Source organism: Collimonas sp., from assembly GCF_044339385.1.
GTDB lineage: Bacteria > Pseudomonadota > Gammaproteobacteria > Burkholderiales > Burkholderiaceae_D > Collimonas.
This window is the reverse complement of sequence record NZ_JBIIVN010000019.1, coordinates 1-26,078: the sequence shown is the minus strand read 5'-3', so window position 1 is coordinate 26,078 and position 26,078 is coordinate 1. Positions and strand designations below refer to the sequence as shown.

General features: G+C 57.0%; 18 protein-coding genes, 1 tRNA gene and 5 pseudogenes. 13 read left to right on the top strand and 11 right to left on the bottom strand.

Going from position 1 to position 26,078, the window contains the following annotated elements:
- Positions 1 to 251 precede the first annotated feature (251 nt).
- On the bottom strand, positions 252 to 749 hold the full coding sequence (gene ssb, locus ACIQ0R_RS02760; protein WP_395823449.1) for a single-stranded DNA-binding protein: 498 nt from the start codon (positions 747 to 749) through the stop codon (positions 252 to 254).
- Between the two features lie 118 nt (positions 750 to 867).
- Positions 868 to 2,148 (bottom strand): MFS transporter, encoded by a 1,281-nt coding sequence (locus ACIQ0R_RS02755; RefSeq protein ID WP_395823447.1) that lies wholly within the window; start codon positions 2,146 to 2,148, stop codon positions 868 to 870.
- Positions 2,149 to 2,550: 402 nt separating this feature from the next.
- On the opposite strand from ACIQ0R_RS02755, the gene uvrA reads away from it, so the two are divergent.
- Together uvrA and ACIQ0R_RS02745 are read left to right on the top strand one after the other, a co-directional pair.
- The gene (gene uvrA, locus ACIQ0R_RS02750) at positions 2,551 to 5,424 is read left to right on the top strand and encodes an excinuclease ABC subunit UvrA (RefSeq protein WP_395823445.1); all 2,874 of its coding nucleotides are present in this window, start codon (positions 2,551 to 2,553) and stop codon (positions 5,422 to 5,424) included.
- An 83-nt stretch (positions 5,425 to 5,507) separates the two neighbouring features.
- Positions 5,508 to 6,295, top strand: a pseudogene (locus ACIQ0R_RS02745) (phytanoyl-CoA dioxygenase family protein).
- Between the two features lie 52 nt (positions 6,296 to 6,347).
- Here the strand turns inward: ACIQ0R_RS02745 and ACIQ0R_RS02740 are convergent.
- The 8 genes and pseudogenes from ACIQ0R_RS02740 to ACIQ0R_RS02705 all read right to left on the bottom strand — a co-directional run bounded on the left by ACIQ0R_RS02740 (position 6,348) and on the right by ACIQ0R_RS02705 (position 15,139).
- A complete protein-coding gene (locus ACIQ0R_RS02740; RefSeq protein WP_395823443.1) occupies positions 6,348 to 7,490 on the bottom strand; it encodes a PepSY-associated TM helix domain-containing protein in 1,143 nt (380 codons plus the stop codon).
- 305 nt (positions 7,491 to 7,795) lie between these two features.
- Complete coding sequence (locus ACIQ0R_RS02735; RefSeq protein WP_395823441.1) at positions 7,796 to 8,329, bottom strand: type VI secretion IcmF C-terminal domain-containing protein; 534 nt, start codon at positions 8,327 to 8,329, stop codon at positions 7,796 to 7,798.
- 18 nt (positions 8,330 to 8,347) lie between these two features.
- The gene (locus ACIQ0R_RS02730) at positions 8,348 to 8,737 is read right to left on the bottom strand and encodes a hypothetical protein (RefSeq protein WP_395823451.1); all 390 of its coding nucleotides are present in this window, start codon (positions 8,735 to 8,737) and stop codon (positions 8,348 to 8,350) included.
- A gap of 369 nt (positions 8,738 to 9,106) precedes the next feature.
- Positions 9,107 to 9,969, bottom strand: a pseudogene (locus ACIQ0R_RS02725) (ImcF-related family protein); the annotation flags it as partial.
- Between the two features lie 1,208 nt (positions 9,970 to 11,177).
- A pseudogene (istB, locus tag ACIQ0R_RS02720) lies at positions 11,178 to 11,992 on the bottom strand (IS21-like element helper ATPase IstB).
- Positions 11,985 to 13,502 carry an IS21 family transposase gene (istA, locus tag ACIQ0R_RS02715; protein ID WP_395823439.1) on the bottom strand — a complete coding sequence of 506 codons (1,518 nt, stop codon included), beginning with the start codon at positions 13,500 to 13,502 and terminating at the stop codon, positions 11,985 to 11,987. The pseudogene istB and the gene istA overlap by 8 nt, the downstream one beginning before the upstream one ends.
- Positions 13,503 to 13,746: 244 nt before the next feature.
- Positions 13,747 to 13,822: transfer RNA gene (locus ACIQ0R_RS02710), tRNA-Asn, on the bottom strand.
- A gap of 99 nt (positions 13,823 to 13,921) precedes the next feature.
- Positions 13,922 to 15,139 carry an amino acid aminotransferase gene (locus tag ACIQ0R_RS02705; protein WP_395823437.1) on the bottom strand — a complete coding sequence of 406 codons (1,218 nt, stop codon included), beginning with the start codon at positions 15,137 to 15,139 and terminating at the stop codon, positions 13,922 to 13,924.
- A gap of 127 nt (positions 15,140 to 15,266) precedes the next feature.
- On the opposite strand from ACIQ0R_RS02705, the gene uvrB reads away from it, so the two are divergent.
- The gene (uvrB, locus tag ACIQ0R_RS02700; RefSeq protein ID WP_395823435.1) at positions 15,267 to 17,348 is read left to right on the top strand and encodes an excinuclease ABC subunit UvrB; all 2,082 of its coding nucleotides are present in this window, start codon (positions 15,267 to 15,269) and stop codon (positions 17,346 to 17,348) included.
- A 237-nt stretch (positions 17,349 to 17,585) separates the two neighbouring features.
- On the top strand, positions 17,586 to 18,377 hold the full coding sequence (locus tag ACIQ0R_RS02695; RefSeq protein WP_395823433.1) for a uracil-DNA glycosylase: 792 nt from the start codon (positions 17,586 to 17,588) through the stop codon (positions 18,375 to 18,377).
- Between the two features lie 16 nt (positions 18,378 to 18,393).
- On the opposite strand, the gene ACIQ0R_RS02690 is transcribed toward ACIQ0R_RS02695, so the two are convergent.
- Positions 18,394 to 19,218, bottom strand: a complete 825-nt coding sequence (locus ACIQ0R_RS02690; protein ID WP_395823431.1) for a TetR/AcrR family transcriptional regulator — start codon at positions 19,216 to 19,218, stop codon at positions 18,394 to 18,396.
- A gap of 369 nt (positions 19,219 to 19,587) precedes the next feature.
- On the opposite strand from ACIQ0R_RS02690, the gene iscR reads away from it, so the two are divergent.
- The 9 genes and pseudogenes from iscR to iscX form a co-directional block, all read left to right on the top strand.
- Entirely contained in the window at positions 19,588 to 20,082 is a 495-nt protein-coding gene (iscR, locus tag ACIQ0R_RS02685) for a Fe-S cluster assembly transcriptional regulator IscR (RefSeq protein WP_395823429.1), read from the top strand.
- 18 nt (positions 20,083 to 20,100) lie between these two features.
- Positions 20,101 to 21,354, top strand: coding sequence for an IscS subfamily cysteine desulfurase (locus ACIQ0R_RS02680; RefSeq protein ID WP_395823427.1), 1,254 nt, complete (start codon positions 20,101 to 20,103; stop codon positions 21,352 to 21,354).
- Positions 21,355 to 21,426: 72 nt separating this feature from the next.
- Positions 21,427 to 21,825 carry a Fe-S cluster assembly scaffold IscU gene (gene iscU / locus ACIQ0R_RS02675; RefSeq protein WP_014007107.1) on the top strand — a complete coding sequence of 133 codons (399 nt, stop codon included), beginning with the start codon at positions 21,427 to 21,429 and terminating at the stop codon, positions 21,823 to 21,825.
- Positions 21,826 to 21,911: 86 nt separating this feature from the next.
- Positions 21,912 to 22,235 carry an iron-sulfur cluster assembly protein IscA gene (iscA, locus tag ACIQ0R_RS02670; RefSeq protein WP_395823425.1) on the top strand — a complete coding sequence of 108 codons (324 nt, stop codon included), beginning with the start codon at positions 21,912 to 21,914 and terminating at the stop codon, positions 22,233 to 22,235.
- Positions 22,236 to 22,350: 115 nt separating this feature from the next.
- The gene (gene hscB / locus ACIQ0R_RS02665) at positions 22,351 to 22,866 is read left to right on the top strand and encodes a Fe-S protein assembly co-chaperone HscB (protein WP_395823423.1); all 516 of its coding nucleotides are present in this window, start codon (positions 22,351 to 22,353) and stop codon (positions 22,864 to 22,866) included.
- Between the two features lie 34 nt (positions 22,867 to 22,900).
- Positions 22,901 to 23,531: pseudogene (locus ACIQ0R_RS02660) on the top strand (LysE family translocator).
- Between the two features lie 30 nt (positions 23,532 to 23,561).
- Positions 23,562 to 25,427 carry a Fe-S protein assembly chaperone HscA gene (hscA, locus tag ACIQ0R_RS02655; protein ID WP_395823421.1) on the top strand — a complete coding sequence of 622 codons (1,866 nt, stop codon included), beginning with the start codon at positions 23,562 to 23,564 and terminating at the stop codon, positions 25,425 to 25,427.
- Between the two features lie 48 nt (positions 25,428 to 25,475).
- Positions 25,476 to 25,814, top strand: a complete 339-nt coding sequence (fdx, locus tag ACIQ0R_RS02650; protein WP_395823419.1) for an ISC system 2Fe-2S type ferredoxin — start codon at positions 25,476 to 25,478, stop codon at positions 25,812 to 25,814.
- Between the two features lie 38 nt (positions 25,815 to 25,852).
- Positions 25,853 to 25,963, top strand: a pseudogene (gene iscX / locus ACIQ0R_RS02645) (Fe-S cluster assembly protein IscX); the annotation flags it as partial.
- Between the last annotated feature and the right edge of the window lie 115 nt (positions 25,964 to 26,078).

The following is a 26,078-nucleotide window of genomic DNA, read 5'->3' as shown; positions in this document are numbered from 1 at the left end:
TGCACGGCTAGCTCCTTGAACTCCGCCGTGTACATCTGTTTTGGTATCTTCTTCATTGCTGGTCTTTCCAAAGGATCGTTGATTTTACGTTACCTATGGAAGACTAAATTTCGGGGGAAGCTCACACTTTGCGTTGAGGTATGCAGAAGCGGCGGCAAACTGCTTACGTCCGAGATCATGTAAAAGACAAAAACCCCCCATAACTTCAAAGAGTTATGGGGTTTTAATTACTTCTCTAGTGCGGGTACGCTCTAGAACGGAATATCGTCATCCATATCCGAGAAGTTCGGTGCCGGGCGCGACGCCGGGGCTTGCTGGCGCGCTGGGGCTGCCGGGGCGCTGGTATTTTGGCGCGCTGGTGGCGCGCTGTTGTAACCGCCGCCGTCATCCATCGGGGCGCTGCCGCCCTGGCCTTGACGGCTGCCGAGCATCTGCATGGTGTCGGCGATGATTTCGGTGGTGTAGCGTTCAGCACCATCCTTGTCTTGCCATTTACGTGTCTGCAGGCGGCCTTCAACGTAAATTTGCGAGCCTTTTTTTAAATACTGGCCAGCGATTTCCGCGAGTTTGCGATAAAAAGTAATCCGATGCCATTCAGTCAGTTCTTTCTTTTCGCCGCTATTCTTGTCCTTCCAGCTTTCCGTCGTGGCAACCGCAATGTTGGTGACTGCTTCGCCGTTCGGCATGTAGCGCGTTTCAGGGTCGCGGCCGAGATTGCCGACGATGATGACTTTATTGACCGAAGCCATGTGATTCTCTCCTAAGTACCAATATCTTGAAAATGCGTTGAAAACTGCGCTTGACGCATGGCGCCCGCAGGCGCTTGTTGTCTGATGTTGCCTGGCGGAACATGCTGCGCGGTGTGAGCTACGCTGCTGCGGCCGTGGTTGATTTCTGGCCGCGACGCGGTAAATTCTTCATGCTGGCTGCGATTATAAGCCAGCAAAAGGTTGCCGCCGCTCCTAAAATAAAAACCGATGGCGCGCCGACGTGCTGTTTAAGAAGTCCCCCTAGCGCCCCGCCGCAGAACAAACCCAGCGCCTGCATGGTGTTGTAGACGCCCAGCGCGGCGCCTTTGGCGGCTGGCGGCGCAATCCGCGATACCAGCGAAGGCTGGCTGGCTTCCAGCACATTGAAGGCAATGAAAAACCCCAGCAGCAACACCACCAGCCATTGCCAGCGGATCATTTCCAGCGAAAAAGTCAGCAATAAACCGAGTTGCACGATCAATAACAAGGCGACAGCAGCCACCAGTACCTGCCTCATCTTGCCCTGCTTCTCGCCGACAAATACCGGCGGCAGCATCAGTAAGAACGACGCCAGGACCACCGGCAGATAAATCTTCCAGTGCGACGCCACCGGCAAGCCGGCGTATTTGACCAGCGCCGAGGGTATCACCACGAACATCGCCATCTGCGTCATGTGCAATGCGAAAACCCCATAATTCAAGCGCATCAGTTCGCCGTTGCGCAAAATCTCGGACCAGGCCACACGCTTGGCCCTGACCAACGGCACCAATGGCACCAGCCACAACACCACAGCAATCGCCGCCAGCGACAAGGCGCCGGTCAGACCGAAGATGCCGCCCATGCCGACCCATTCATAAAGCAGCGGCGAAATGATCAGCGACAACGCAAACGTCAGGCCGATTGAGCCGCCGACCAGCGCCATCGCTTTGGTGCGATGCTCTTCGCGGGTGGAATCGGCGATGAAGGCGGTAACGGCAGCAGAGATGGCGCCGGCACCTTGAATCGCGCGGCCGATGATGACCCAGTAGATATTGTCGGCGCCGGCGGCGATGAAGGAGCCGAGCGCAAACAGCAGCAAACCGATGACGATAATCTTCTTGCGGCCGTATTTATCGGAGGCGACGCCGAACGGGATTTGCCCGAACGACTGCGCCAGGCCGTAAATCCCCATCGCCAGCCCGACCAGAGTGGCGTTATCGCCGCCCGGCAAGGTCTTGGCATGCACCGAGAACACCGACAGGATCAGGAACAAGCCCAGCATGCGCAAGGCAAAGATCGAAGCCAGCGAAGCACTCGCCTTGACTTCGGCGCGGCTCATGCCGCTGCTGATTTCGCTATCGGAAGATCTATCGGAAGATCTATCGGAAGATCTATCGGAAGAACTAGACACGCTATTCATATAAAAAATGACCGGAAGTGGCAATAACGCCCGGCTGGCAGGCGCAACATATGACTCATGAGTTGTAGGGCAATCGGAAATTGCAACCCGCTATAGTATCAGGGAAAGGGATCACAGTAGCTTGCGATGCGTCAAGATGCCGCTATGAAAACAGGCATATGCGACGCGGCGCGGCCCCTCGGCGAGAGCCTCCGTGCCGATCTGTGGAGGTGCCGTGGCAGCCGAGCGCTATCGTGCCAAACTTCAACATCCCGACCCTGATATAGTGTCAGGTTGATCCGTTTGAGTGGGCTGCGGCGCATCGGCAAGATTGGATGGCCGATGGCGGCGGCAAGCCTTCCAGACATGAAATTGCAATTCCAACAAGCCAACACGGCCTTAAACTTACGCTGAAAGCTGTAGATGGAAAAGAATCGGGACGAAATCCGCATCCGGGGTGCGCGTACGCACAACCTCAAGAACATCAATCTGGATTTACCACGCAACAAGCTGATCGTGATTACCGGCCTGTCCGGCTCCGGCAAATCGTCGTTGGCGTTCGACACGCTGTACGCGGAAGGCCAGCGGCGCTATGTCGAATCACTGTCGTCGTATGCGCGGCAGTTTTTGCAACTGATGGAAAAGCCCGATGTCGATCTGATCGAAGGTTTGTCGCCGGCCATTTCCATCGAACAGAAAGCGACGTCGCACAATCCGCGCTCCACCGTCGGTACCGTGACCGAGATCCATGACTACCTGCGCCTGCTGTATGCGCGGGTCGGCACGCCGTACTGCCCTGACCATCCGGAAAAGCCGCTGGCGGCGCAATCGGTCTCGCAAATGGTCGATGCCGTGCTGGCGATGCCGGACGACACCAAACTGATGATTCTGGCGCCGGTGGTGGCCAACCGCAAGGGCGAGCATGTCGATCTGTTCGAACAGATGCAGGCGCATGGCTTTGTGCGCTTCCGCATTCAGAGCGGCACCGGCGCGGCCAAGATTTATGAAGTCGATGACCTGCCCAAGCTGAAGAAGACCGAGAAACACACCATCGATGTCGTCATCGATCGCCTGAAGGTCAAGGCCGATACCAAACAACGGCTGGCCGAAAGCTTTGAAACCGCGCTGCGCCTGGCCGAAGGCCGGGCGGTTGCACTGGAAATGGACAGCGGCACGGAACACGTATATTCCAACAAATTCGCTTGCCCGACCTGCGGCTATTCGCTGCAGGAGCTGGAGCCGCGCCTGTTCTCGTTCAACAATCCGATGGGCGCCTGCCCGGAATGCGACGGCCTCGGCCATATCGAGTTTTTCGATCCGAAGCGGATTGTCGCCTTCCCTAATCTGTCGCTGGCGAGCGGCGCCGTCAAGGGCTGGGATCGACGCAACCAGTTCTACTTCCAGATGCTGACCAACATCGCAGCGCACTACCAGTTCGACATTGACATGCCGTTCGAGAAGCTGCCCGAAAAAGCCCGACAGGCGGTGTTGTACGGCTCCGGCAAGGAGACCATTCCGTTCAGCTATATCAATGAGCGCGGCCGTACCGTGATCAAGGAACACACGTTCGAAGGCGTGGTCAACAACCTGCAGCGACGCTACCGCGAAACCGATTCGATGGCGGTCAAGGAAGAGCTGGCCAAGTTCATCAACGAGAAAGAATGCCCATCCTGTCACGGCGCCCGCCTGCGGGTTGAGGCGCGCTTCATCAAGGTCGGCAGCGGCAAGCAGGAAAGAGCCATTTACGAAGTCGCGGCGACGCCGCTGCGCGAGACGTTATCGTTCTTTGAAAAACTCAAGCTGACCGGCGCCAAGAAAGAAATCGCTGATCGCATCATCAAGGAAATCGTCTCGCGCCTGACCTTCCTCAACAATGTCGGCCTCGATTACCTGTCGCTGGAACGCAGTGCCGACACGCTCTCCGGCGGCGAAGCGCAACGGATTCGGCTGGCCTCGCAAATCGGTTCCGGCCTGACCGGGGTCATGTATGTGCTGGACGAACCGTCAATCGGCTTGCATCAACGCGACAACGACCGCCTGATCGAAACCCTGCGCCACCTGCGCGACATCGGCAACAGCGTGCTGGTGGTTGAGCATGACGAAGATGCGATTCGCACCGCCGACTACGTGGTCGACATGGGCCTGGGCGCAGGCGTGCATGGCGGTGAAGTTATCGCCGAAGGCACGCTGGAACAGATCCTCAAGAACAAGAAATCGCTGACCGCACAATACCTCAACGGCACCTTGAAAATCGCCGTGCCGGAACAGCGCACTGCGGCTGATCCGGAGCGCCAGTTCGTCATCACCGGCGCCACCGGCAACAACCTGAAGAATGTCACGATGAACCTGCCGGTCGGCTTGCTGACCTGCGTCACCGGCGTCTCCGGCTCGGGCAAATCGACCTTGGTCAACGATACGCTGTACCACGCTGCGGCACGTCACTTGTACGGCTCGCAGGCAGAACCGGCAGCGCATGAATCGATCGGCGGCCTGGAGCATTTCGATAAAGTCATTTCAGTCGACCAGGCGCCTATCGGCCGCACGCCGCGCTCCAATCCGGCTACTTACACCGGCTTGTTCACGCCGATCCGCGATCTGTTCTCAACCGTGCCGATGGCCAAGGAACGCGGCTACAACGCTGGCCGTTTCTCGTTCAACGTCAAGGGCGGCCGCTGCGAAGCCTGCCAGGGCGACGGCGTCATCAAGGTTGAAATGCACTTCCTGCCGGATGTCTATGTGCCGTGCGATGTCTGCCACGGCAAACGCTACAACCGCGAAACATTGGAAGTGCAATACAAGGGCAAGAACATCACCGAAGTACTCGGCATGACAGTCGAAGAAGCGCATGAATTCTTCAAGCCGGTGCCAGTGATTGCGCGTAAGCTGCACACGCTGCTCGATGTCGGCCTTGGCTATATCCGCCTCGGCCAGAGTGCCACCACCTTGTCCGGCGGCGAAGCACAACGCGTTAAATTGTCGCTCGAACTATCTAAGCGCGATACCGGGCGCACCTTGTACATTCTGGATGAACCGACCACCGGCTTGCACTTCCGCGATATCGATCTGCTATTGAAGGTGATCCACCGCCTGCGCAACCAGGGCAATACGGTGGTCATCATCGAGCACAATCTGGATGTCATCAAGACCGCCGACTGGCTGATCGATCTCGGCCCTGAGGGCGGTGCCGGCGGCGGCCGCATCATCGCCACCGGCACGCCGGAACAGGTGGCCGCAAACCCGGCCAGCGTTACCGGCAGGTATTTGGCTCCCTTGCTGGAAAAATCCAGGAAAAAATAAACAGAACAGGCATGCCCCGGCCAGCCATCCCATCAACCGCACCACGGCCGGGGCGCGCAACAAAGCAAGATCGCGAGATAACGATGTCTACCAACACCACCCAAGCGCTGTCTGCAGCGCAAATTGAAGCCTTTGAAAAAGACGGCTATCTGATTTTGCCGCGCATGGTTTCCGCAGCCGATTGCGCACTGATGGCGGCCACCACCGATGCCCACCTGGCGCAAGCTGTAGCGCCGCTGGAATATGAATCCGAGGTCGGCTATGCCGGCGCGCCGACCTCGCTCGACGCCGTCGGTGGCCGCACTGCACGCCGCCTGCGCAATGCCTACCAGCGCGACGACAGCTACCGCGCCTGGGCCAGCACAATCCGCAACTGGTAGCGATGCTGGAACTGCTGCTGGGCGAACGCGTATGCCTGACGTTAGCGCACCACAATTGCGTCATGACCAAGCATCCGCACTTCGGTACCGCGACCGGCTGGCACCGCGATATCCGCTACTGGTCGTTCCCGCGCAACGAATTGATTTCGGTCTGGCTGGCGCTCGAAAACGAAAACGAAAACGAAAACAACGGCGGCCTGCGCTTCATTCCCGGCTCGCACCGTTTCGATATCAAGCCGCAACAGATGGACCAGCTGGATTTTTTGCGCCCCGAAGTGGCCGAAAATCAAGCCTTGTTCGCGCAAGGCAAAGCAGTCACGCTACATCAGGGCGATGTGGTGTTTTTTCATAGCGGGTTGTTCCATGCGGCAGGCAGGAATAACACCGCAGCGGTTAAAGAATCGGTGGTGTTTGCCTATCACGGAGAAAGCAATCCACCGCTGCCAGGCAGCCGTTCTGCCGCCTCCGAAAACATCCTGCTGAGCCATTGATGCGACTCGCCGCCAGCGGCGCGCAAACAAGCGCTGCGGCGCCTGGCAGAACTCAGGCTTGATGCAAGCGCCGCTCACGCACCAGCTTTTCCGACTTGCGCTTTTGCCGCCAGATGACGATGCCGGTAATCGTAAACAGCAGCGGCAGCAACCCCGGCAGCGCAACGAATATCTTGCCCGGCAAACCCAGCATTTGGCCGCTATGCAAACCGAACTGAACGCCGATGAAGGCGTCACCGGCTGAGCCCTTGAGCGGATCCAGCGAGTGCAGCACATGGCCATCGCCGGCATCGACGAATACCCGCACGCTACCGCTGTCCTGCAAGTCATTCGGCTTGCGCAAACGAATCTGGAAGAGGCCGTGTTTGTCATCGCGCGCGATGCGCGCCAATGTAGCTTGCGGCATGCTGGCTTGCGCCGAGTCCAACGCCTGCTGCCAGTCGATCCTGACATCGCCTGAGCGCAGCGAAGATTTGGGTGGCGCCGTCAGCGGCGACATACTCGACACCATTGGCCGCGCCACATCCGGCAAATTCATCACGGCGCCGGTGAAGGCGGTAATCATCAGCAGCACACCGGCCACCAACCCAACCGAACGGTGCAGGTCATACATCAAACGAAAACGGCCGGCGCCGCGCTTGAGCGACAGCGCCTGGCGCCAGCCGTTGCCATGCCTGGGCCAGGCCAGCGCCACGCCGATCAGCAACGTCACCAGCCACAGCAGGCCAAGGCTGCCGGAAATGATTGCGCCGGTCTTGTCCAGCAACAGGTAGCGATGCAGCCGGAACAGGAAAGGCATCAGGTTTTGCGGCATCACGCTGAGCGCCTTGGAATTGCGCTCGCCGACCACCGCGGCGCTGAATGGATCGATAAAGACCGTATCCACAGCCAGCACCTGTTCCGCTTTCTTTGGACGCAAACGGGCTTGCAGCGGCGCATTGGGATCGGCATCGAAAGCAAAAAATGCCAGACGCGCTTGCGGATAATCATGCTCGATCACAGCAACCAGCTTATCGACCGGCAAGCGCTCACCGCTTGCCGCGACGTGATAGAACTGCGGATTAAGCCAGGCGTCGATTTCATCGTTAAAAGCCAGCGCGCTGCCGGTCAGGCCAGCCATAACGATAAACAACGACAGCAGCAGACCGCTGTAACGGTGCAACCTGACCAACCAATGGCGTATTGTTTTTTTCATCATTCCACGTCCGGCAGAAAAAAGATAGGTATTGTAACTTCCACCTGAATGAGAATGGGTATTATTTCTTATTTTTTAGCGGCGGCTTAACATCTTTTTACCAAGAGCGCGGAATTTGCATGAAGTATGTCATGCGCTGTTGTAGCGGCTCAAAAGTGGTTGCCAGCGGGACATCTGCCAAGTGAGTTTCTGAAGAAAAGCACTGCGTGCCGCTACTTCCAGACGTGGCAAGACACACCCAGGGAAGCAATTCGTCAGGATTGCGGCTACCAAACAATTTTGTCAGCACAGTCGAGAGCATCGGATTAACCCTTGGTTTTACTGCTGCCGGGCGCAGCGCTATTACCGGCGCTGCGGGCGCTGGCAAATATCTGTTGCGGCAAAATAAAATTACGCAATGCCAGCACATCCAGCGGGCCGGCGCCGGCTTCACTGCGCAACAACAAGCGCAACGGCAGGCCGTCGCTGCCGTCGGCTTGCCAGCTCAGCAGATACCGGGCACCGTCGATTTGGGTTACTTGCGCCTGATTCAGCAGACGGATCAAGCCGAAGCGGCCATCCGCATTCAACTCAGAGCGCAGGCTACTCTTATCGGTACGCCATTCCGGTCGCGCCTCGCCGCTCAGCGCATCGCCGGGCCAGAGCATCGGCTGCCATTCCTCACGCTGGTTGAAATAATGCAGATTCTGGCTGCCGCTCTTCAAACGCATGTCAGTTATCCCGCCGGTGCTGACCGGCTTCAACTCGAACCTTACCTTGGCATCGCCTTGGGCAAACAAGCGATTACTGATGCGGGTTAAGCGATTCAGTCCGTCGATAAAGTTCGGATCCAGCGTCAATCCGTTAGCGCCCGCACCTTAGGTCGCTACCCACTGATCGCCTTGCCGCTCCAGCACCCCGGCCAGCTGGGTGGCGACGAATTGCGGTATCAATCCCCCCTCCATACGCAGGAAGCGCGCCAGCTCCGGCAAGGAGGCATCGCTGTCGGAGTCGACAAACGGATAGCGGCCGCTGAAGGAACTGTTCCAGGCGCTCACAATGGCGCCGCGCCAGGTATCGTTGAGGCTGGCCGCTACCGGCTTCAAGACCACACTCCAGCTCTGTTCCAGCGGCCGCTCAAACACGGCGCTGCCGAAACCGCTCCACTGTCCGCCCAGGCTGGCGCCGACGCGGCTTGCATACTCGCGGCTATCGGCGATATCGGGGGTTTTACCTTGCAAAATCGATTGGGCGGCTATGCGCGACATGGTGTCGGGGTCGCTCGAGAGCATGATTTGCTGCAGTTTCAGGCGCACCGCAGTGACCCGCTCCAAATAACGCGCCAGGCTCATGCCGCCATGTTGATCAAGCGCCGCATTGGCCGCAGCGCCTGCCGCACCGCCTGCCGTACTGCTGGCGCTCAGACGCAGCAAGGGCCCAAAGGCATCGGCCAGCGGCGTCTCGTCGGGATTCAATACCATGGCGTTGGCAGGGTCCGGATCATTGCCATTGACTAGTTGTTTTGCTTTACTGACCAGGTTGTCGGATAGCGATTTTACTGCTGAGCCGGCCCCAGCCTGATAAGAAATCGACTTAAACAGAGCCGACAGCGGCGAGCGCTGCGCGTCGGCCAGCAAGGTCAGTTGATCGATGGTGCCGGATAAAGTGCTGTCGCCTTGCCATTGCACGCTATTGAGGAAAGCTTGCCAGGCACGCGCATAGTCTGCGAAATAGCGGCGGCGCAACGCGCTCTTCAATTGGCCTGCGGTGGGCTGTGCCTGGCCGGGGCTGGCACTGTCGGCGAGTACCCAATCGTGATCGATACTGCGTTGCTGATCGGCTTCATCAAGCGCTTTCGCTATCCGTTCATCCCACGCCGCACGGGTAAAACGCCGGGTACGCTGGCATTGGTGCCAAACAGCCCGCGGCTGCTGTGATTGCCCAACAGCGTCTGCAACGATATCGGTGGGTATTTGCTGGCGTTATCGTCAAGGATGCTCTGGTACAGCACATCGGTTGAGTTTTGCAACCCGATCACGGCGATCAAAGACTGCCGCGCCGCGCCGATCAATCCGGCATCCGGCGCGATGGCGCAGCCGGCATGCGTCGCCAGATGATTGACATGAAAACTGATCAGACGCTGGCTCAGATCACGCCAGCCGCCAGCATTGATTTGCGATTGCGACGGCATCGCCGGCTGGCCGCTGGCTAGCCATTGCGGAATCAGGAATGCCGGCTCGGTATGGTGCGGCTGAGCCAGCGTCAAATACATCTTCAGATCGGCATAGGCCGCTTTGACCTGCGCATCGCCGCCGTTGACCAACTCCTGATCGGACATGCCGTTACGCTGCTGCAAATTGGCTTCGAGCTGGCGTTGCAATGGCGCCGTCAGAATGCGTTGACTGGCCGCCTGGTAATGCGGCCACAGCGCCGCAAGCAGTGGTGCATTCTGATTTAAACCGAAGCGGCTGTACCACGGCGCGCCGTCCCGCTGCCGCACTTCCAAAGTATCAATTTGCTTTTGCAACGCATCCAGATCGAGCGCCGCCGCAACCGGCTTTTGCACACCCTGCAGCCGCGTGATGACTGCACCGGCATCGGCTATGCCAGCGCGATTGGCGGCGGCCGACACCAGGCTGCCGCCAAGCCACAAACCCAACAAGAGCGTGCAACTCCAAGCCACCACCGTCGACACCGAAAGCCCGACACGACGCCCGCGCACAACACGGCTGTGATGAGCGATGGCTTGCCAGTTAGCGTCTTGCCAGGGAGATGATGGTGCTGCAACAGTAGCAGGCAAATGAGCGCTGGCAACTTTACCTTCAGATTCGCGGATGCCACCGGTCGGCGCGAACAGCGGCGCAAACAAGACTCCGTGCACCGCAGTACCGCAAGCCCGCGATTTACCAAGACGGCCAATCAAATCGATCAACCCGGCACGCTGTGCATTGACCAATATAGACAATTGCGCCAGGTAAGGTTGCTGCAAATGCTGCGCCAACTGGCTCACACCACGCTCGGCCAGGCGGTTGCTCAAGGCACTCAACGCAGTGTCGAGCGGCTGCAGATCGCCGTTGCGCGCCGACCAGGTACAACCGATCACTTCGGCAGCATTAGGTTGTCCACCAAGCAGTTCGCTGGCATTGAGCACATAACTAGGCGCGCTCCAGCCAAGCGCGCGGCTTTGCAGATGCAATTGATGTATCAGAAAATCAGTTTCAAAAGCGACTCCGTTGTTGTCACTGCTGCGGATAACTGCGACCAATGCATCCACCGGCCTGCGCCTGCGAATACGAGCGATCTGTTTGAGCCAACCGATATCGGGTACCTTGCTACTTTCCCCTGTACTGCCGACTTTACCGCCATAGATTAGTACCGCATGCTGCGTGATGGCCCAGCCATCGCGACGTAACGTCGGCGCAAGCTGATCAATGGCGACCGACTCGCCGGACAAAAGTAACCATCGATCATGATAACGCCACCCCCAGCCATGGGACGCTTTTAGGTGATCTTTAAGTGCTGAGATTCGTTGTTGTTCGGCACCGAGCGGCTTTTCATCAATGTCAGCATTACTTGCGTTCCCCCGCAGATGTAACGTGTTGACGCCGACCTAAAATTGACCCACCGTGCCGATCGAAATTTGACCCAGGGCGGGGCGCTGCGTTTTTGAGGAGCAGCTGTGGATAACTATACCAAATTATTGTTTTTTCATTTGCTTTCTGCGTCACTACCGGTCGAATCAGCCCGGCCTGCTTTGCGTTTCTGTTCCCGCGCCTTGATTCTACCTTTCGCCGCCATGCTGCTATGCTGGAAGCGGTACGACTCATTGCCCGTCTCCACAATGTGACAGTGATGCGTGAGGCGGTCTAGCAACGCGGTGGTCATTTTGGCGTCACCAAATACGCTCGACCATTCGGCAAAGCTTAAATTGGTCGTAATCACGACGCTGGTATGCTCATACAATTTCGACAGCAGGTGGAATAGCAAGGCGCCGCCCGCCTGGCTGAATGGCAAATACCCGAGTTCGTCCAGTATCACCAGGTCAATGCGCAGTAACGACAACGCCAGTCGGCCTGCCTTGCCATCGCGTTTTTCGCGCTCGAGCACATTGACCAGATCGACGGTGGAATAGAAACGTACCCGCTTGCCCTTGGTGGCGATTCCCGATACCGCCATTGCTGTCGCCAGATGCGTCTTGCCAGTGCCGGGTCCGCCGATGAGCACAACGTTTTGCGCCGACTCGGTAAACGCCAGCGTGGCCAGCTGGCGTACCAGCGGCTGATCAACCTTCGATGAACCGAAGTCAAAGCCCCGGCCAGGTCGCGATGCAAGGGAAACTTGGCGGCGAACATTTGGTGGCTGACCGAGCGCATAGCCCGGTCGGTATATTCAGTCTGCAGCAAGTGCTCGATCAGCCACTTCGATGCCGCGACCGCGCTTTCATCTTGTTCTTTCAGTTCGCTCCATGCGCTGGCCATCCCTTGCAGACGCAGTTCTTTCAGTTCAGCGGCGATATCACGCATGATTGACCTCGACCGGATTGTCGTTGGTAGCGCGCAGACTGTCATAGCGGCCCGTATTGGCAAGCGGTGCCTCTTTCAATTGCAAACTAGTCTCCACGGATGCCGGAACCGGACTGGCGTTCAGACGCGCCAGCACATTTTCGACGTGTTCAACACTCAGGACGCCCGATTCGACCACCAGTTCCACCGCCACCAGCACTGCAGCCAACCCGGCGGTGGGCACCACAGCGAGCACCTGCGCCATGACCCTATCACCGCCGACGTGGCGAAGCAGACCATGCTTTAGCCGCATCAGGGGTGCTGGCATGTCGAGAAACGGTGCGCCGTTACGCAGCGCTCCCGGTTTACGTTGCACCAGTGGAATGTAATGTTCCCAGTCGTAGCGAACCTGACCGCGCTCAGCAACCCGCTCATGCGTGGCCACGACCACATCGTCGACGACGATGCACACCCGACTCGGATACAGCCGCGCACTGACCATCCTGCCGGCATATTCGCACGGTACCGAGTAACGATTGCGACTCACCGCTACCAGGCAGGTAGAAGATACCCGCGCCGGCTTTTCCACATAGCCGTCGAACGGTGTGGGCATCGGCATCATCTGCGACTGCTCCTGTTCGAGCACATCGGCAACGCTCAGCGTGCGATGCTCCGGGTGACGCAGTTCGCTCCACAGTGTGCGGCAACGCTGGGCCAGCCATGCATTAAGTTCAGCGAAGGAGGTGAACTGCATGGTTTGTGCCTCGATCCAGATGCGGCGACGGCTATCCTGCACATTTTTTTCCACCACACCCTTTTCCCAGCCCGATGCGACGTTGCAGAAACTGGCATCGAACAGGTAATGCGCACACATGACGGCGAAACGCGCATTGACGATGCGGCCCTTGCCCTTGTTCACCTTATCAACCGCCGTCTTCATATTGTCGTAGATACCCCGGCGCGGTACACCACCCAACGCTGCAAACGACCGGGTATGGGCATCGAACAGCATTTCGTGACCCTGACTCGGATACGCGACCAGCCAGAAAGCCCGACTGGCGCACAGTTTCAGGTGCGACACCTGGATGCGCCGGTAGATGCCGCCGATCACCAGGCCTTCCTCGCTCCAGTCGAACTGGAAGGCCTCACCCTGTTCGAAGCTGAGCGGCACGAAGGCACGCGGCGCATTACCTTCCTGACCGCGCCACTGTCGGGTGAAATCGGTCAGACGACTGTAACCGCCCGTGTAGCCGTCAGCCTTAATCTGCTGGAACAATGCCATCGCAGTTCGCCGGTTCTGTTTGATGCGCAGCGCATCGGCCTTGAGGGCCAGTTCCAGCACGCCATGATAGGGAGTGAGTTTGATCACCCCAGTATCACGATGATAGCCGGGCGCAGAGATCACCTCCTCGTCCGGCTTCCTGAGCCACTTGCGCAGCGTGTTACGCGACAGACCAGTGCGCTTTGAAATTTCACGCAGCGACAGATTGTCACGCTGATGCATACGTCGAACTTTGCCTAACATTTCCATGGTGATCACCTTGTATATCTCCCGCCTAATGAGTAGGCAGGAGCAGTAGAACACCTGGGTCAGTTTTGAGTCGGCACAACACCTATAAATGGGTCAGTTTTCGGTCGGCGTCAACAGGCCGGATGGTGTCTTTGTGATTGTTGCCATGATTTCCCTTTGTGCCGCGACTGTACCGAAATTGTACCGCGAAGGGAAAATCCAAAAAGAAAAGGGGTTGCGATCACTCGCAACCCCTTATATATCTTGGCTCCCCGACCTGGACTCGAACCAGGGACCTGCGGATTAACAGTCCGTCGCTCTACCGACTGAGCTATCAGGGAATTGAAAGAAGCAGAATTGTAATCTTGAGTTCGCTTCGTTGTCAAAGCTTTTTCTAAATCTCCCGAAGCAGTTGTTGCAACTGCTTCGGGACCAGAATATTACAGCACTTTTGCGATTGCGGCGACAACATTATCGATATTTTTTGTGTTGAGCGCGGCGACGCAGATGCGGCCGGTGTCAACAGCGTAGATCGAGAACTCGTCGCGCAGGCGTTCTACCTGAGCTTTGGTCAGGCCGGAGTAGGAAAACATGCCGCGTTGCTTGATGACGAAGTCGAAGTCGTGGGCTGGCGCTTGTTCCTTCAGTTTGGCAACCAGCAGCTGGCGCATTTCGCGGATGCGCACGCGCATGCCGGCCAGTTCTTCTTCCCACAGTTTGCGCAGTTCCGGCGATGCCAGGGTGGTGGCAACCACCTGGCCGCCGTGGATCGGCGGGTTCGAGTAGTTGGTGCGGACTACGCGCTTGAGTTGCGACAGCACGCGGCCGGCTTCTTCCTTGCTGGCGGCGACGATGCTCAGTGCGCCGACACGTTCGCCGTACAGCGAGAACGATTTGGAGAACGAGTTCGAGACGAACAGCGGGCCGCCGGCCTTGGCGAAACGGCGCACGACTTCGCCATCGGCGTCGATGCCGTCGCCGAAACCTTGGTAGGCCATGTCGAGGAATGGAATCAGGCCGCGCTGGGTGACAACTTCAATGACTTGCGTCCATTGGTCGCTGCTCAGATCGGCGCCGGTCGGGTTGTGGCAGCAAGCGTGCAACACGACTACCGAGCCGCTGGCCATGGTTTTCAGGGTATCGAGCATGCCGCTGAAATTGACGCCGCGGGTTGCTGGGTCGTAGTAAGGATAATTATTGACGGTGAAGCCAGCCGATCCAAACAGTGCACGGTGGTTTTCCCAGCTTGGATCGCTGATCCAGACTTGCGCATTGTCAGCGGCGAAGCGCTTCAGGAAATCGGCTCCCAGTTTCAATGCGCCGGTGCCGCCGATGGCTTGCACGGTGATGGCGCGGCTCTCTTGCACGACGGCGCTGTCGGCGCCAAAGACCAGTTCTTGCACAGCTTTGTCGTACGCTGCCAGGCCTTCGATCGGCAGGTAGGTGCGTGGCGCCAGTTTTTCAATCAGCAACGCCTCAGCTTTTTGTACGCATTCCAGCAGCGGCACCTTGCCGTTGTCGTCGCAGTAGACGCCGACACCGAGGTTGGTCTTACCTGGATTTTTGTCCGCATTGAAGCCTTCGGTAATGCCGAGGATCGGATCGCGTGGCGCCATCTCGATGGCGGTGAAGACGGAGGCTGAAAGAGGTGCGTTCATCGTGATAACATAAAAAGTTGGCTGCAAATTGAAGGTTGCAGTCGGGTTGAATGCTGTGCCGGGTCACGAGATAAATCGCTGTTCGGCGCGGATTTACTGCCGTCTATTCTACCAAAGGTCGAAGCTCATGGCTGACATATCACCGGTTTCCAGCGTTGTCGACGAGTCAAAAATCGTCACTTTTCCGAATTCGCCATATAAATTGTTCCAGCCGTTTTTGCCGGCCGGGGACCAGCCCGCGGCGATCGCCAAGTTGGCAGAAGGGGTCGAGGACGGTTTGTTTTACCAGACCTTGCTCGGTGTTACCGGTTCTGGCAAGACTTATACAATGGCTAACGTGATTGCCCGGATGGGCCGTCCGGCTATTATCTTTGCGCCTAACAAGACGCTGGCGGCGCAGTTGTATAGCGAGTTTCGCGAGTTTTTCCCGCACAACGCGGTGGAGTATTTCGTTAGTTACTACGATTATTATCAGCCGGAAGCCTACGTGCCGCAGCGCGACTTGTTCATCGAGAAAGATTCGTCGATCAACGAGCATATCGAGCAGATGCGGCTGTCATGTACCAAATCGCTGATGGAGCGGCGCGATGTGGTCATTGTGGCAACGGTTTCGGCGATTTACGGTATCGGTAACCCGAATGAATACCATCAGATGATCCTGACCTTGCGCGTCAAGGATAAGGTCAGTCAGCGCGATGTGATTGCGCGCTTGATCCAGATGCAATATGCGCGCAATGAAATCGATTTTGGCCGTGGCACGTTTCGCGTGCGCGGCGATACCATCGACGTGTTTCCTGCCGAGCATGCCGAGCTGGCGGTGCGTATCGAAATGTTCGATGATGAAATCGACAGTCTGCAATTGTTCGATCCGTTGACCGGCCGCGTGCGGCAGAAGATTCCGCGTTTCACGGTGTATCCTGGCTCGCACTACGTGACGCCGCGCGCGACCGTATTGCGCGCTATCGAAACCATCAAGGATGAGCTGCGCGATCGTCTCGAATTCTTTCGTAAGGAAAATAAATTAATCGAAGAGCAGCGCATCGAGCAGCGCACCCGTTTCGATCTCGAGATGATGCAGGAAATCGGCTTTACCAAGGGCATTGAAAACTATTCGCGCCATCTGAGCGGCGCGTTGCCGGGCGAGCCGCCGCCGACATTGGTCGATTATCTGCCGCCCGATGCGCTGATGTTTCTGGATGAGTCGCACGTGCTGATCGGCCAGTTGAACGGCATGTACAACGGCGACCGGGCGCGTAAGACCAATCTGGTGGATTATGGCTTCCGCCTGCCGTCGGCGCTGGACAACCGACCGCTGCGCTTCGATGAATTCGAAGGCAAGATGCGGCAAACTATTTTTGTCTCGGCGACCCCGGTCGATTATGAAAACCAGCATGCCGACCAGGTGGTGGAGCAAGTGGTGCGACCGACCGGCCTGATCGACCCGGCCATTGAAGTGCGGCCAGCCTTGAGTCAGGTAGATGACCTGATGACCGAAGCCAATGCGCGCATCAAGAAAAACGAGCGCGTGCTGGTCACCACGCTGACCAAGCGCATGGCTGAGCAACTGACAGAATTTTTGAGCGACAACGGTATCAAGGTGCGTTATCTGCACAGCGATATCGAGACCGTCGAGCGGGTCGAAATCATTCGCGATCTGCGCCTCGGCACTTTCGATGTGCTGGTTGGCATCAACTTGCTGCGTGAGGGATTGGATATTCCTGAAGTCTCGCTGGTGGCGATTCTGGACGCTGACAAGGAAGGCTTTCTGCGTTCCGAACGCAGCCTGATCCAGACCATCGGCCGCGCTGCCCGTAATCTGAACGGCACCGCGATCCTGTACGCTGACCGCATGACCGATTCGATGCGCCGGGCAATCGACGAAACCGAGCGTCGTCGCAACAAACAGATCGCTTTCAACACCGCCAACGGCATCACGCCGGTCGGCATCAACAAGCAGATCCGGGAACTGATTGACGGCGTCTACAGCCCGCAGGAAGCGCGTGAGGAACTGCATGCAGCGCAGGATCAGGCTAAGTACGAGTCGATGAGCGAAAAGCAGGTTAGCAAGGAAATCAAACGCCTGGAAAAGCTGATGGTCGATCACGCCAAGAATCTGGAATTCGAAAAGGCGGCGCAGGTACGCGACCAGCTGCATGTGCTCAAGCAGCAGTTATTTGGTGCGCCGGGGGCGGACAATATTGCTTTGTAGGCTGCGGATTTTCAGGCAAACACTGTTTGCCGTTGATGCAAGCTGCGAGTTAAATGCTGTCCGGCTTCATCCCCGCGAACGCCGTGGACCCGTTTTAGCTACCGCAACATGGTCGATGCAGCATAGTCGATGCAGCATCGATTCCGGCGTCCGCGGGAATGATGGTTGATGTCGATTGCCTCTGACTGTTTGGTTACCGGTATTTTGATTTATACGATTTACTTTTTTTAATGGCTTATGACTGATTTTCTTCCTGCTTCAATTCGCGCTGCGCTAGATGGCGTACATGCCTCCTGGTTACCGATAATCGAGCGCGGCCTGCAAGCCGTGGCGCAAGTCAATCCGAGCTATCTGCCGGAGCTGGCGGCCAGCGAATACCTGCCGACTGAAGGCCGTCTGTTCGCCGCCTTCAGCCAGCCACTGGATGCGGTGCGTTACGTGCTGGTGGGCGAAGGCCCTTATCCGCGTGTGGCCAGCGCCACCGGAGTGTGCTTCATGGATGGCGCGGTCGGCTCGCTATGGTCGGAGAAGGGGTTGTCGAAGCAGGTCAATCGCGCCACGTCGTTGCGCAATTTCATGAAAATGCTATTGGTGGCGGATGGTCAGCTGGCGCTCGAAAATACCACTGGCGAGGCAATGTCAGGTGTGGCGCAACAGGCGCAAATGCAAGGTTCTGAGGCGATTCAGCAGCTTGCCGATTTGCAGGCCAATATGGTAAGGCAGGGCTTTCTGCTGTTGAATGCATCGCTGGTGTTTCGTAGCGACGTGCCGCCGGTCAAGGATGCCAGGGCCTGGCAGCCTTTCATGCAGGCCGTGCTGGCGGGTTTGGCTGAAGCGTCCGAAGGCGCTCCGCAGGGATTGCCGACGCTGGTGCTATGGGGGGAAATTGCCGAGCAGTTGAATGCCTATCCGGTCACCGCGCGTTTCCCGAAGGCGCTGGCGGAGCATCCGTATAACTTGAGTTTTATAGGCAATGCCGGCATGCAGGCATTGTTCGGCCCGATGCAGTTGTTGAAGCGCGCCGTCTAAGTCCGATTCAGCGAGTTCAGATCAAGCTCATCTGGCGCAGATCCATCTCGACCTGAAGTGTCATATTGTCGACCACAGGCAAGGCCAGTGCCAGTTCGGGCTCTGCCTCGACAGACTTGGCTTTGGGTTTTGCCTTTGGCGCCGGCGCCACAACTGGTGCTGCGGCTGATGTTGGTGCTGAAGCCGGTGCCGGTGCAGGTTTGCTACGCTTCGGGCTGGCCGCTGTTGCGCTTGCGCTGAGCCAGCGTTTCAGCATGTCGTCGAATAATTCCAGCATTTCTGCCGGCAGCGCTTGCGTGTAGGCTTGCCGGATTACCAGGCCATCCCACATTGCAGTCAGCAGCAGCGCCGCCTGTTGCGCATCCAGCGCCGGATTTATCTGGCCGCGTTCCTGTGCCGTGCACAGCATCTCGGCCAAGCCGTCCACCCAGTCGGTTTCCGCCGTTTTGATGAGCGCGCCAACCCGCTTGTTACGCAAACCCTCGGCATAGATTTCAGTCATCAGTCCGGCGTCGCTGATTGCTGCATAGCGAGCGGCGAAGGCGCGGGTGATGGCCGACAGTGCCTGCGGCAGATCTTCGGTGTCATGGAATTCCGCCAGCATGGTGCGTGCCTGGCGTCGTTCGTCCTCAGCCATTGCGGCAATAATCGCTTCCTTGCTATCAAAGTAACGATACACAGCGCCCGGCCCAAGGCCCACTTCGGCGCAGATTTCTTGCATGGAAGTCTGATGAAAGCCGGTCTTGCGGAAACACTTCGCTGCCGATTTCAGAATGTCGATCCGCTTCTGGTCGGCTCTCTGGGTGGGTGACTGCGGTGTCTTTGATTTGCGGATGGCCATGCTGTGCTGCTCAAAAGAGGACTGTGCGGGAGGGTCGTTATTATAGGTTTAACCATCGCTCACTTAAATAAATTTTTTGTAAAGCGGGTTCGATCCGGGTTTCGTTGTTGTATGTAGACTGCAATTTTCTATTGAGTACACGAAATGTACTAATCCCCTCGCAGGTCGCAGTTGGCTAAGTGTCAACTTCCGCTGAAGCCATATCCAGCGCGCTAATCCGGGAATAGGTAATACCTGACGGATTCACTCAAGTTTGGTATACTGCCGTAAACTAACCGCATTTCCCAATCGGGATTTAACGGATAGATCGAAGGGGCTTGGAAGGCCGCAGCAGGTTTTTTGGCGTCCCTTAAAGCAAGTGGAGATTACATGCGTCTGACTACGAAAGGCCGGTTTGCGGTCACTGCGATGATCGATTTGGCATTGCGCCAGGGCAAAGGTCCTGTGACTTTGTCGGCTATCAGCGAGCGGCAAGAAATTTCTCTTTCTTATCTGGAGCAGTTGTTTGGTAAATTGCGTCGCCACCAGATTGTTGAATCCGTGCGCGGGCCAGGCGGCGGATATAACCTGGCGCGCAAGGCAGAAGACGTAACCGTAGCTGACATCATCATTGCAGTTGATGAGCCGTTGGATGCGACCCAGTGCGGTGGCAAGGAAAATTGCCATAGCCCAGACCACGAAGGCGGCGGCCGCTGCATGACGCATGATTTGTGGTCGACCTTGAATGCCAAGATGGTTGAATATCTGGATTCAGTGTCGCTAAAGGATTTGGTGGATCAACAACATGCTCAGCAGCACGCACAGCAGAAGAAGATCCTGGAACAAAATGTGGTGGTGATGCATCGGTCCCACCTGGTTGCTTGATTGGAGCTCGAAAATAGTATGAACGCACCCCTGGAAAAAAGCCTGATAGATACATTGAAGGCACCTCACTTCCCGATCTACATGGACTATTCGGCAACTACGCCGATCGATCCGCGTGTTGCCGACAAGATGATTCCTTACCTGCGCGAGCAGTTCGGCAATCCGGCATCGCGCAGCCATATGTATGGCTGGTCCGCTGAAAAAGCCGTCGAAGATGCGCGTGAGCAAGTTGCCAAGCTGGTCAATGCCGATTCGCGCGAGATCATCTGGACCTCCGGCGCCACCGAAGGCAACAATCTGGCCATCAAAGGCGCCGCCAATTTTTACAAGACCAAGGGCAAGCACATCATCACGGTCAAGACCGAGCACAAAGCGGTGCTGGACGTGGTTCGCGAGCTGGAACGCCAGGGCTTTGATGCGACCTATCTGCAACCACAAGACAACGGTCTGATCACGCTGGAACAACTGGAAGCGGCGATTCGTCCGGATACGATCCTGGTGTCGGTGATGTTGGTCAACAATGAAATCGGGGTGATTCAGCCGATCGCTGAAATCGGCGAACTGTGCCGCCAGAAAGGCATCATTTTCCATTGCGACGCGGCGCAAGCCACCGGCAAGGTCGTCATCGATCTGGAAAAAATGAAAGTCGATCTGATGACTTTTACCGCGCACAAGACTTATGGCCCAAAGGGTATCGGCGCCTTGTACGTGCGGCGCAAGCCGCGTGTGCGTCTGGAAGCGCAGATGCACGGCGGCGGTCACGAGCGCGGCCTGCGTTCCGGTACCTTGCCGACTCATCAGATCGTCGGCATGGGCGCAGCGTTTGAAATCGCCCGCGAAGAAATGGATAGCGAGATTCTGCGTATCAAGGCGCTGCGTGATCGTCTCGCCACTGGCTTGCAGACTATCGAAGAAGTGTATGTCAATGGTGACATGGCGCATCGCGTTCCGCATAACCTGAACGTCAGCTTCAATTATGTCGAAGGCGAATCGCTGATCATGGCAATCAAGGATATCGCGGTATCGTCCGGTTCGGCCTGTACTTCGGCCAGCCTGGAGCCTTCTTACGTATTGCGCGCGCTGGGCCGCAGCGACGAGTTGGCGCATAGCTCTATCCGCTTCACCATCGGTCGTTTCACGACCGAAGAAGATATCGATTTCACGATTGAACTGATCAAAAACAAGGTTGCAAAACTGCGCGAGCTGTCGCCGCTGTGGGATATGTACAAGGATGGTATCGACATCAGCACCATTCAGTGGGCCGCCCACTAAGTTGTAGATTGCAAGCCACATCGGGAAATTTTTCTGTGGCGTGACCGCAGCGTCAAATTAAGGAGCAGCAATATGTCTTACTCAGAAAAAGTTTTGGACCACTACGAGAATCCACGCAATGTCGGCGCTTTTGAAAAAGGCGACGAGACTGTAGGCACCGGCATGGTCGGCGCGCCTGCTTGCGGCGACGTCATGAAGTTGCAAATCAAGGTCGGCGCTGATGGCATCATCCAGGACGCCAAGTTCAAGACCTATGGCTGCGGCTCGGCGATTGCTTCGTCGTCGCTGGTAACTGAATGGGTCAAGGGCAAGACCTTGGATCAGGCCATGTCGATCAAGAACACCCAGATCGCCGAAGAACTGGCGCTGCCTCCAGTGAAGATTCACTGCTCGATCCTGGCCGAAGATGCAATCAAGGCTGCGGTTGAGGATTACAAAGCCAAGCATGGTGAACAGAAGCAAGCTGCGTAATTACTAGTTACCATCGGCCTGCCGGTTGACGACAACATGTCGTTGCCGGTGGAGCGACAGAACTACAAGAAAGAGATCGACGGTTTATGGCAATCACACTGACAGAAAAAGCGGCAAAGCATATCAACCGCTACATCGAGCGGCGCGGCAAGGGTATTGGCCTGCGCTTTGGCGTGCGCACGACTGGTTGCTCCGGCCTGGCTTACAAGCTGGAGTATGTAGACGAGAAGACTGACGAAGATGCGGTGTTCGAGTCGCACGGCATTCAGGTCTTTGTGAACCCGAAGAGCTTGCCCTATATCGACGGTACTGAACTCGATTTCGCGCGCGAGGGTTTGAACGAAGGTTTTAAGTTTTACAACCCTAACGTCAAGGACGAGTGCGGCTGCGGCGAAAGCTTCCGGATTTGATTCCTTTCCAGGCGTTAGCCGGGCTGTCTGAATAGCTGTTAAAACTTGCGTCACAATAGATGAGATGGACGACCCAAGCCTGTTACATTTCAACAGGCTTTTGTTTTAATTCAATATGCAAAATCACTTCGAATTATTTCAGTTGCCGCAGCGTTTCGCGTTTGATGCCTCAGCGCTGGAGCAGGCTTATCACGAAGTACAGAATCAGACTCATCCAGACCGTTTCGTCAATGCCACCAGCGCTGAAAAGCGCGTGGCGATGCAGTGGACGACGCGCGCCAACGAGGCTTACCAGACCCTCAAGAGTCCGTTCAAGCGCGCCGCGTATCTGTGCGAGCTCAATGGCGTGGCGTTAGAGGCTGAGTCGAATACGGCGATGCCGGCGGCTTTTCTGATGCAGCAGATGGCGTGGCGCGAAACGCTGGACGATGCCCGCGCGGAAAAGAATTTGACAGCATTGGAACAATTAGACGACGAGTTGCGCGCGGCCCGCAAGGCCGATCTGCAACGTATCGGTGTGTTGCTCGATGCTGAGGATTTCCAACAGGCTGCGCAATATGTGCGGCAGTTGATGTTCCTGGAAAAATTTGGGGAAGAGATCGGCAATGCATTCGCCGTTCTTGAGTCGTAAAGCAGCACACTACATTGACGAACCGAGTACGAGCATGCCTGAAGTCTGGTTATTCCTGATTGCTGCAATGACGCTGACCCTGGCGCCGGGGCCGGACAATATCTATGTGCTCACGCGCGGCATTGCGCAAGGCCGCAAGGCCGCAAGGCCGCAAGGCCGGTTTGGTAGCTGCGCTTGGTTTCAGTTCGGGGCTGATTTTTCATACGATGCTGGCGGTGCTCGGTTTTGCCGCACTGATCAAAGCTTCGCCGCTGGGCTACTCGCTGTTGCGTTATGCCAGTGCCGCCTATCTGATCTATATCGGTGTGCGCACTTTGCGTTCGCATACCGCGCTGCACTTGCAAAGCAATGCCGCGCCGCAGAAGCTGACGCGCATCTTTTGGCAAAGCGTCATTGCCAACATGCTTAATCCGAAAGTTACGCTGTTCTTCATCGCATTCCTGCCGCAGTCCGTCAACGCCAGGGCCGGTCATATCCCGGCGCAGATGTTGCTGCTGGCAGCCGTGTTTATCCTGCAGGCGCTGGCAATATTCAGTGCGGTTGCCCTGTTTTCCGGTATGGTCGACGCGTTCTTCCAGCGCAAAAAATCGGCCGCCACCACCATGAACCGCTTGGCGGGCTACGCATTTATCGGACTCGGTATTCGCATCGCCCTGCCGCAATAAAGCAATCAACGAAAAGCAAGACACTCCCTTATGGCACTTCTGCAAATCTCCGAACCAGGCATGTCCACCGCACCACACCAGCATCGGCTGGCGGTGGGTATCGATCTGGGCACCACCAATTCGCTGGTCGCCACGGTGCGCAACAGCATTCCCGAAGTGCTCAGCGACGAGGCCGGCCGCGCCTTGTTGCCGTCGATCGTGCGTTATCTGCCAAATGGCAATGCACACATCGGCTACAAGGCACAGGCGGCGCAAACTACCGATCCGAAGAATACGATCCTGTCGGTCAAGCGCTTCATGGGCCGCGGCCTGAAAGACATCGCCTACGCAGAAAACCTGCCTTACGATTTTCTCGATGCACCCGGCATGGTGCAGTTGAAGACGGTTGCCGGGATCAAAAGCCCGGTCGAAATCTCTGCCGAAATCCTGGCGACATTGCGCCAGCAAGCGGAAGATGCACTGGGTGACGATCTGGTCGGCGCAGTGATTACCGTGCCGGCGTATTTCGACGATGCACAGCGTCAGGCTACCAAGGATGCCGCCAGGCTGGCGGGATTGAATGTGCTGCGCTTACTGAATGAACCGACCGCAGCGGCGATCGCTTACGGTCTGGATAACGCCTCGGAAGGTGTGTATGTCGTCTACGATCTGGGCGGCGGCACCTTCGATATTTCGATCCTGAAGCTAACCAAAGGCGTGTTTGAAGTGCTGGCCACCGGCGGCGATTCGGCCCTGGGCGGCGACGATTTCGATCATCGTTTGTTTTGCTGGATCAGCCAGGAAGCGCAACTGTCGCCATTGTCGGATGAAGACACTCGGGTGTTGATGGTCAAGGCGCGTGAAGCCAAGGAATTGCTGTCGACCAAAGCGGAGGTGACGATCGATGCTGCCTTGAGCTCAGGGGAGCGCGTGCATCTGTTGTTGACTTCGGAGATTTTTGACGAGATTACCAAGCATCTGGTGGCCAAGACCCTGACGCCAACCCGCAAGGCGCTGCGCGATGCCCAACTGAGTGCCGACGATGTTGATGGCGCGGTGCTGGTTGGCGGCGCTACCCGTATGCCGAGTATCCGCAAGGCAGTCGGCGACTATTTTCAGACAACGCCGCTCGCGAATATCGATCCCGATAAAGTGGTAGCGCTGGGTGCCGCGATTCAGGCCAATCTGCTGGCCGGCAATCGCGCTTCCGGCGACGATTGGCTGCTGCTGGATGTGATTCCCTTGTCCCTGGGAATTGAAACCATGGGCGGCTTGGTAGAAAAAGTCATCCCGCGCAATTCGACCATCCCTTGTGCGCGTGCGCAGGAGTTCACTACTTTCAAGGATGGCCAGACCGCGATGGCGATTCAGGTCTTGCAGGGCGAGCGTGAGCTGGTTAGCGATTGCCGTTCATTGGCCAGGTTCGAGTTACGCGGGATTCCGCCGATGGCGGCTGGCGCAGCACGTATTCGGGTAACTTATCAGGTCGATGCCGACGGCTTGCTGTCGGTCTCGGCGCGCGAGTTACGCTCTGGCGTGGAAGCGTCAATCAGCGTCAAGCCTTCTTATGGCCTGGCCGATGACGATATTTCCCGCATGCTGCAGGAATCGTTTGCCTCGGCCGATGTCGATATGCAGCAGCGCGCGCTGCGTGAAGAACAGGTAGAGGCGGAGCGTATCGTTCTTGCCACCGAGTCGGCATTGCAGGCCGATGCGGGATTGCTGTCTGAGAAAGAGCGCACATTGATTGCGGCGTTGATTGAAACCGTGCGCACCACAGCGTTGGGTGACGATCATCAGGCGATCAAGGCTGCCGTCGATGCGCTGGCGCATGGCACCGAGGAGTTTGCGGCCCGACGCATGGACCGTAGCGTGCACGATGCGCTGACCGGCAAGACGCTGGATCAAGTGTCCTGATAACCCAATCAATTCAAAAAGAATCAACCTATTCCCGAGGTAAACAAAGTGCTCCAAATCGTCGTACTGCCCCACCCAACATACTGCCCAGAAGGCGCCGTGATCGAAGCCCCAAGCGGCCAATCGGTTTGCGATGCGCTACTCAACCACGATATCGATATCGAACACGCCTGCGAAAAATCCTGTGCCTGCACCACGTGCCATGTGGTGGTACGCGAGGGTTTTGCGTCGCTTAACGAACTCGATGACAAGGAAGAAGATCTGCTGGATATGGCATGGGGGCTGGAAGCCACCTCGCGCCTGTCCTGTCAGGCGATTGTCGGCAAGGAAGACCTGGTGGTCGAGATCCCGAAATACACCATCAACCACGCCAGCGAAAACCATTAACCATTCGCTATCGTAGCAATTTTATGGAGGACAGCACAATGAAGTGGACCGACACATTGCTGATTGCAGAAACGTTGTACGACAAATTTCCGGATATCGATCCGACGACGATTCGTTTCACCGACCTGCATAAATGGATATTTGAGCTTCCCCCGAAATTTAGTCTTCCATAGGTAACGTAAAATCAACGATCCTTTGGAAAGACCAGCAATGAAGAAGATACCAAAACAGATGTACACGGCGGAGTTCAAGGAGCTAGCCGTG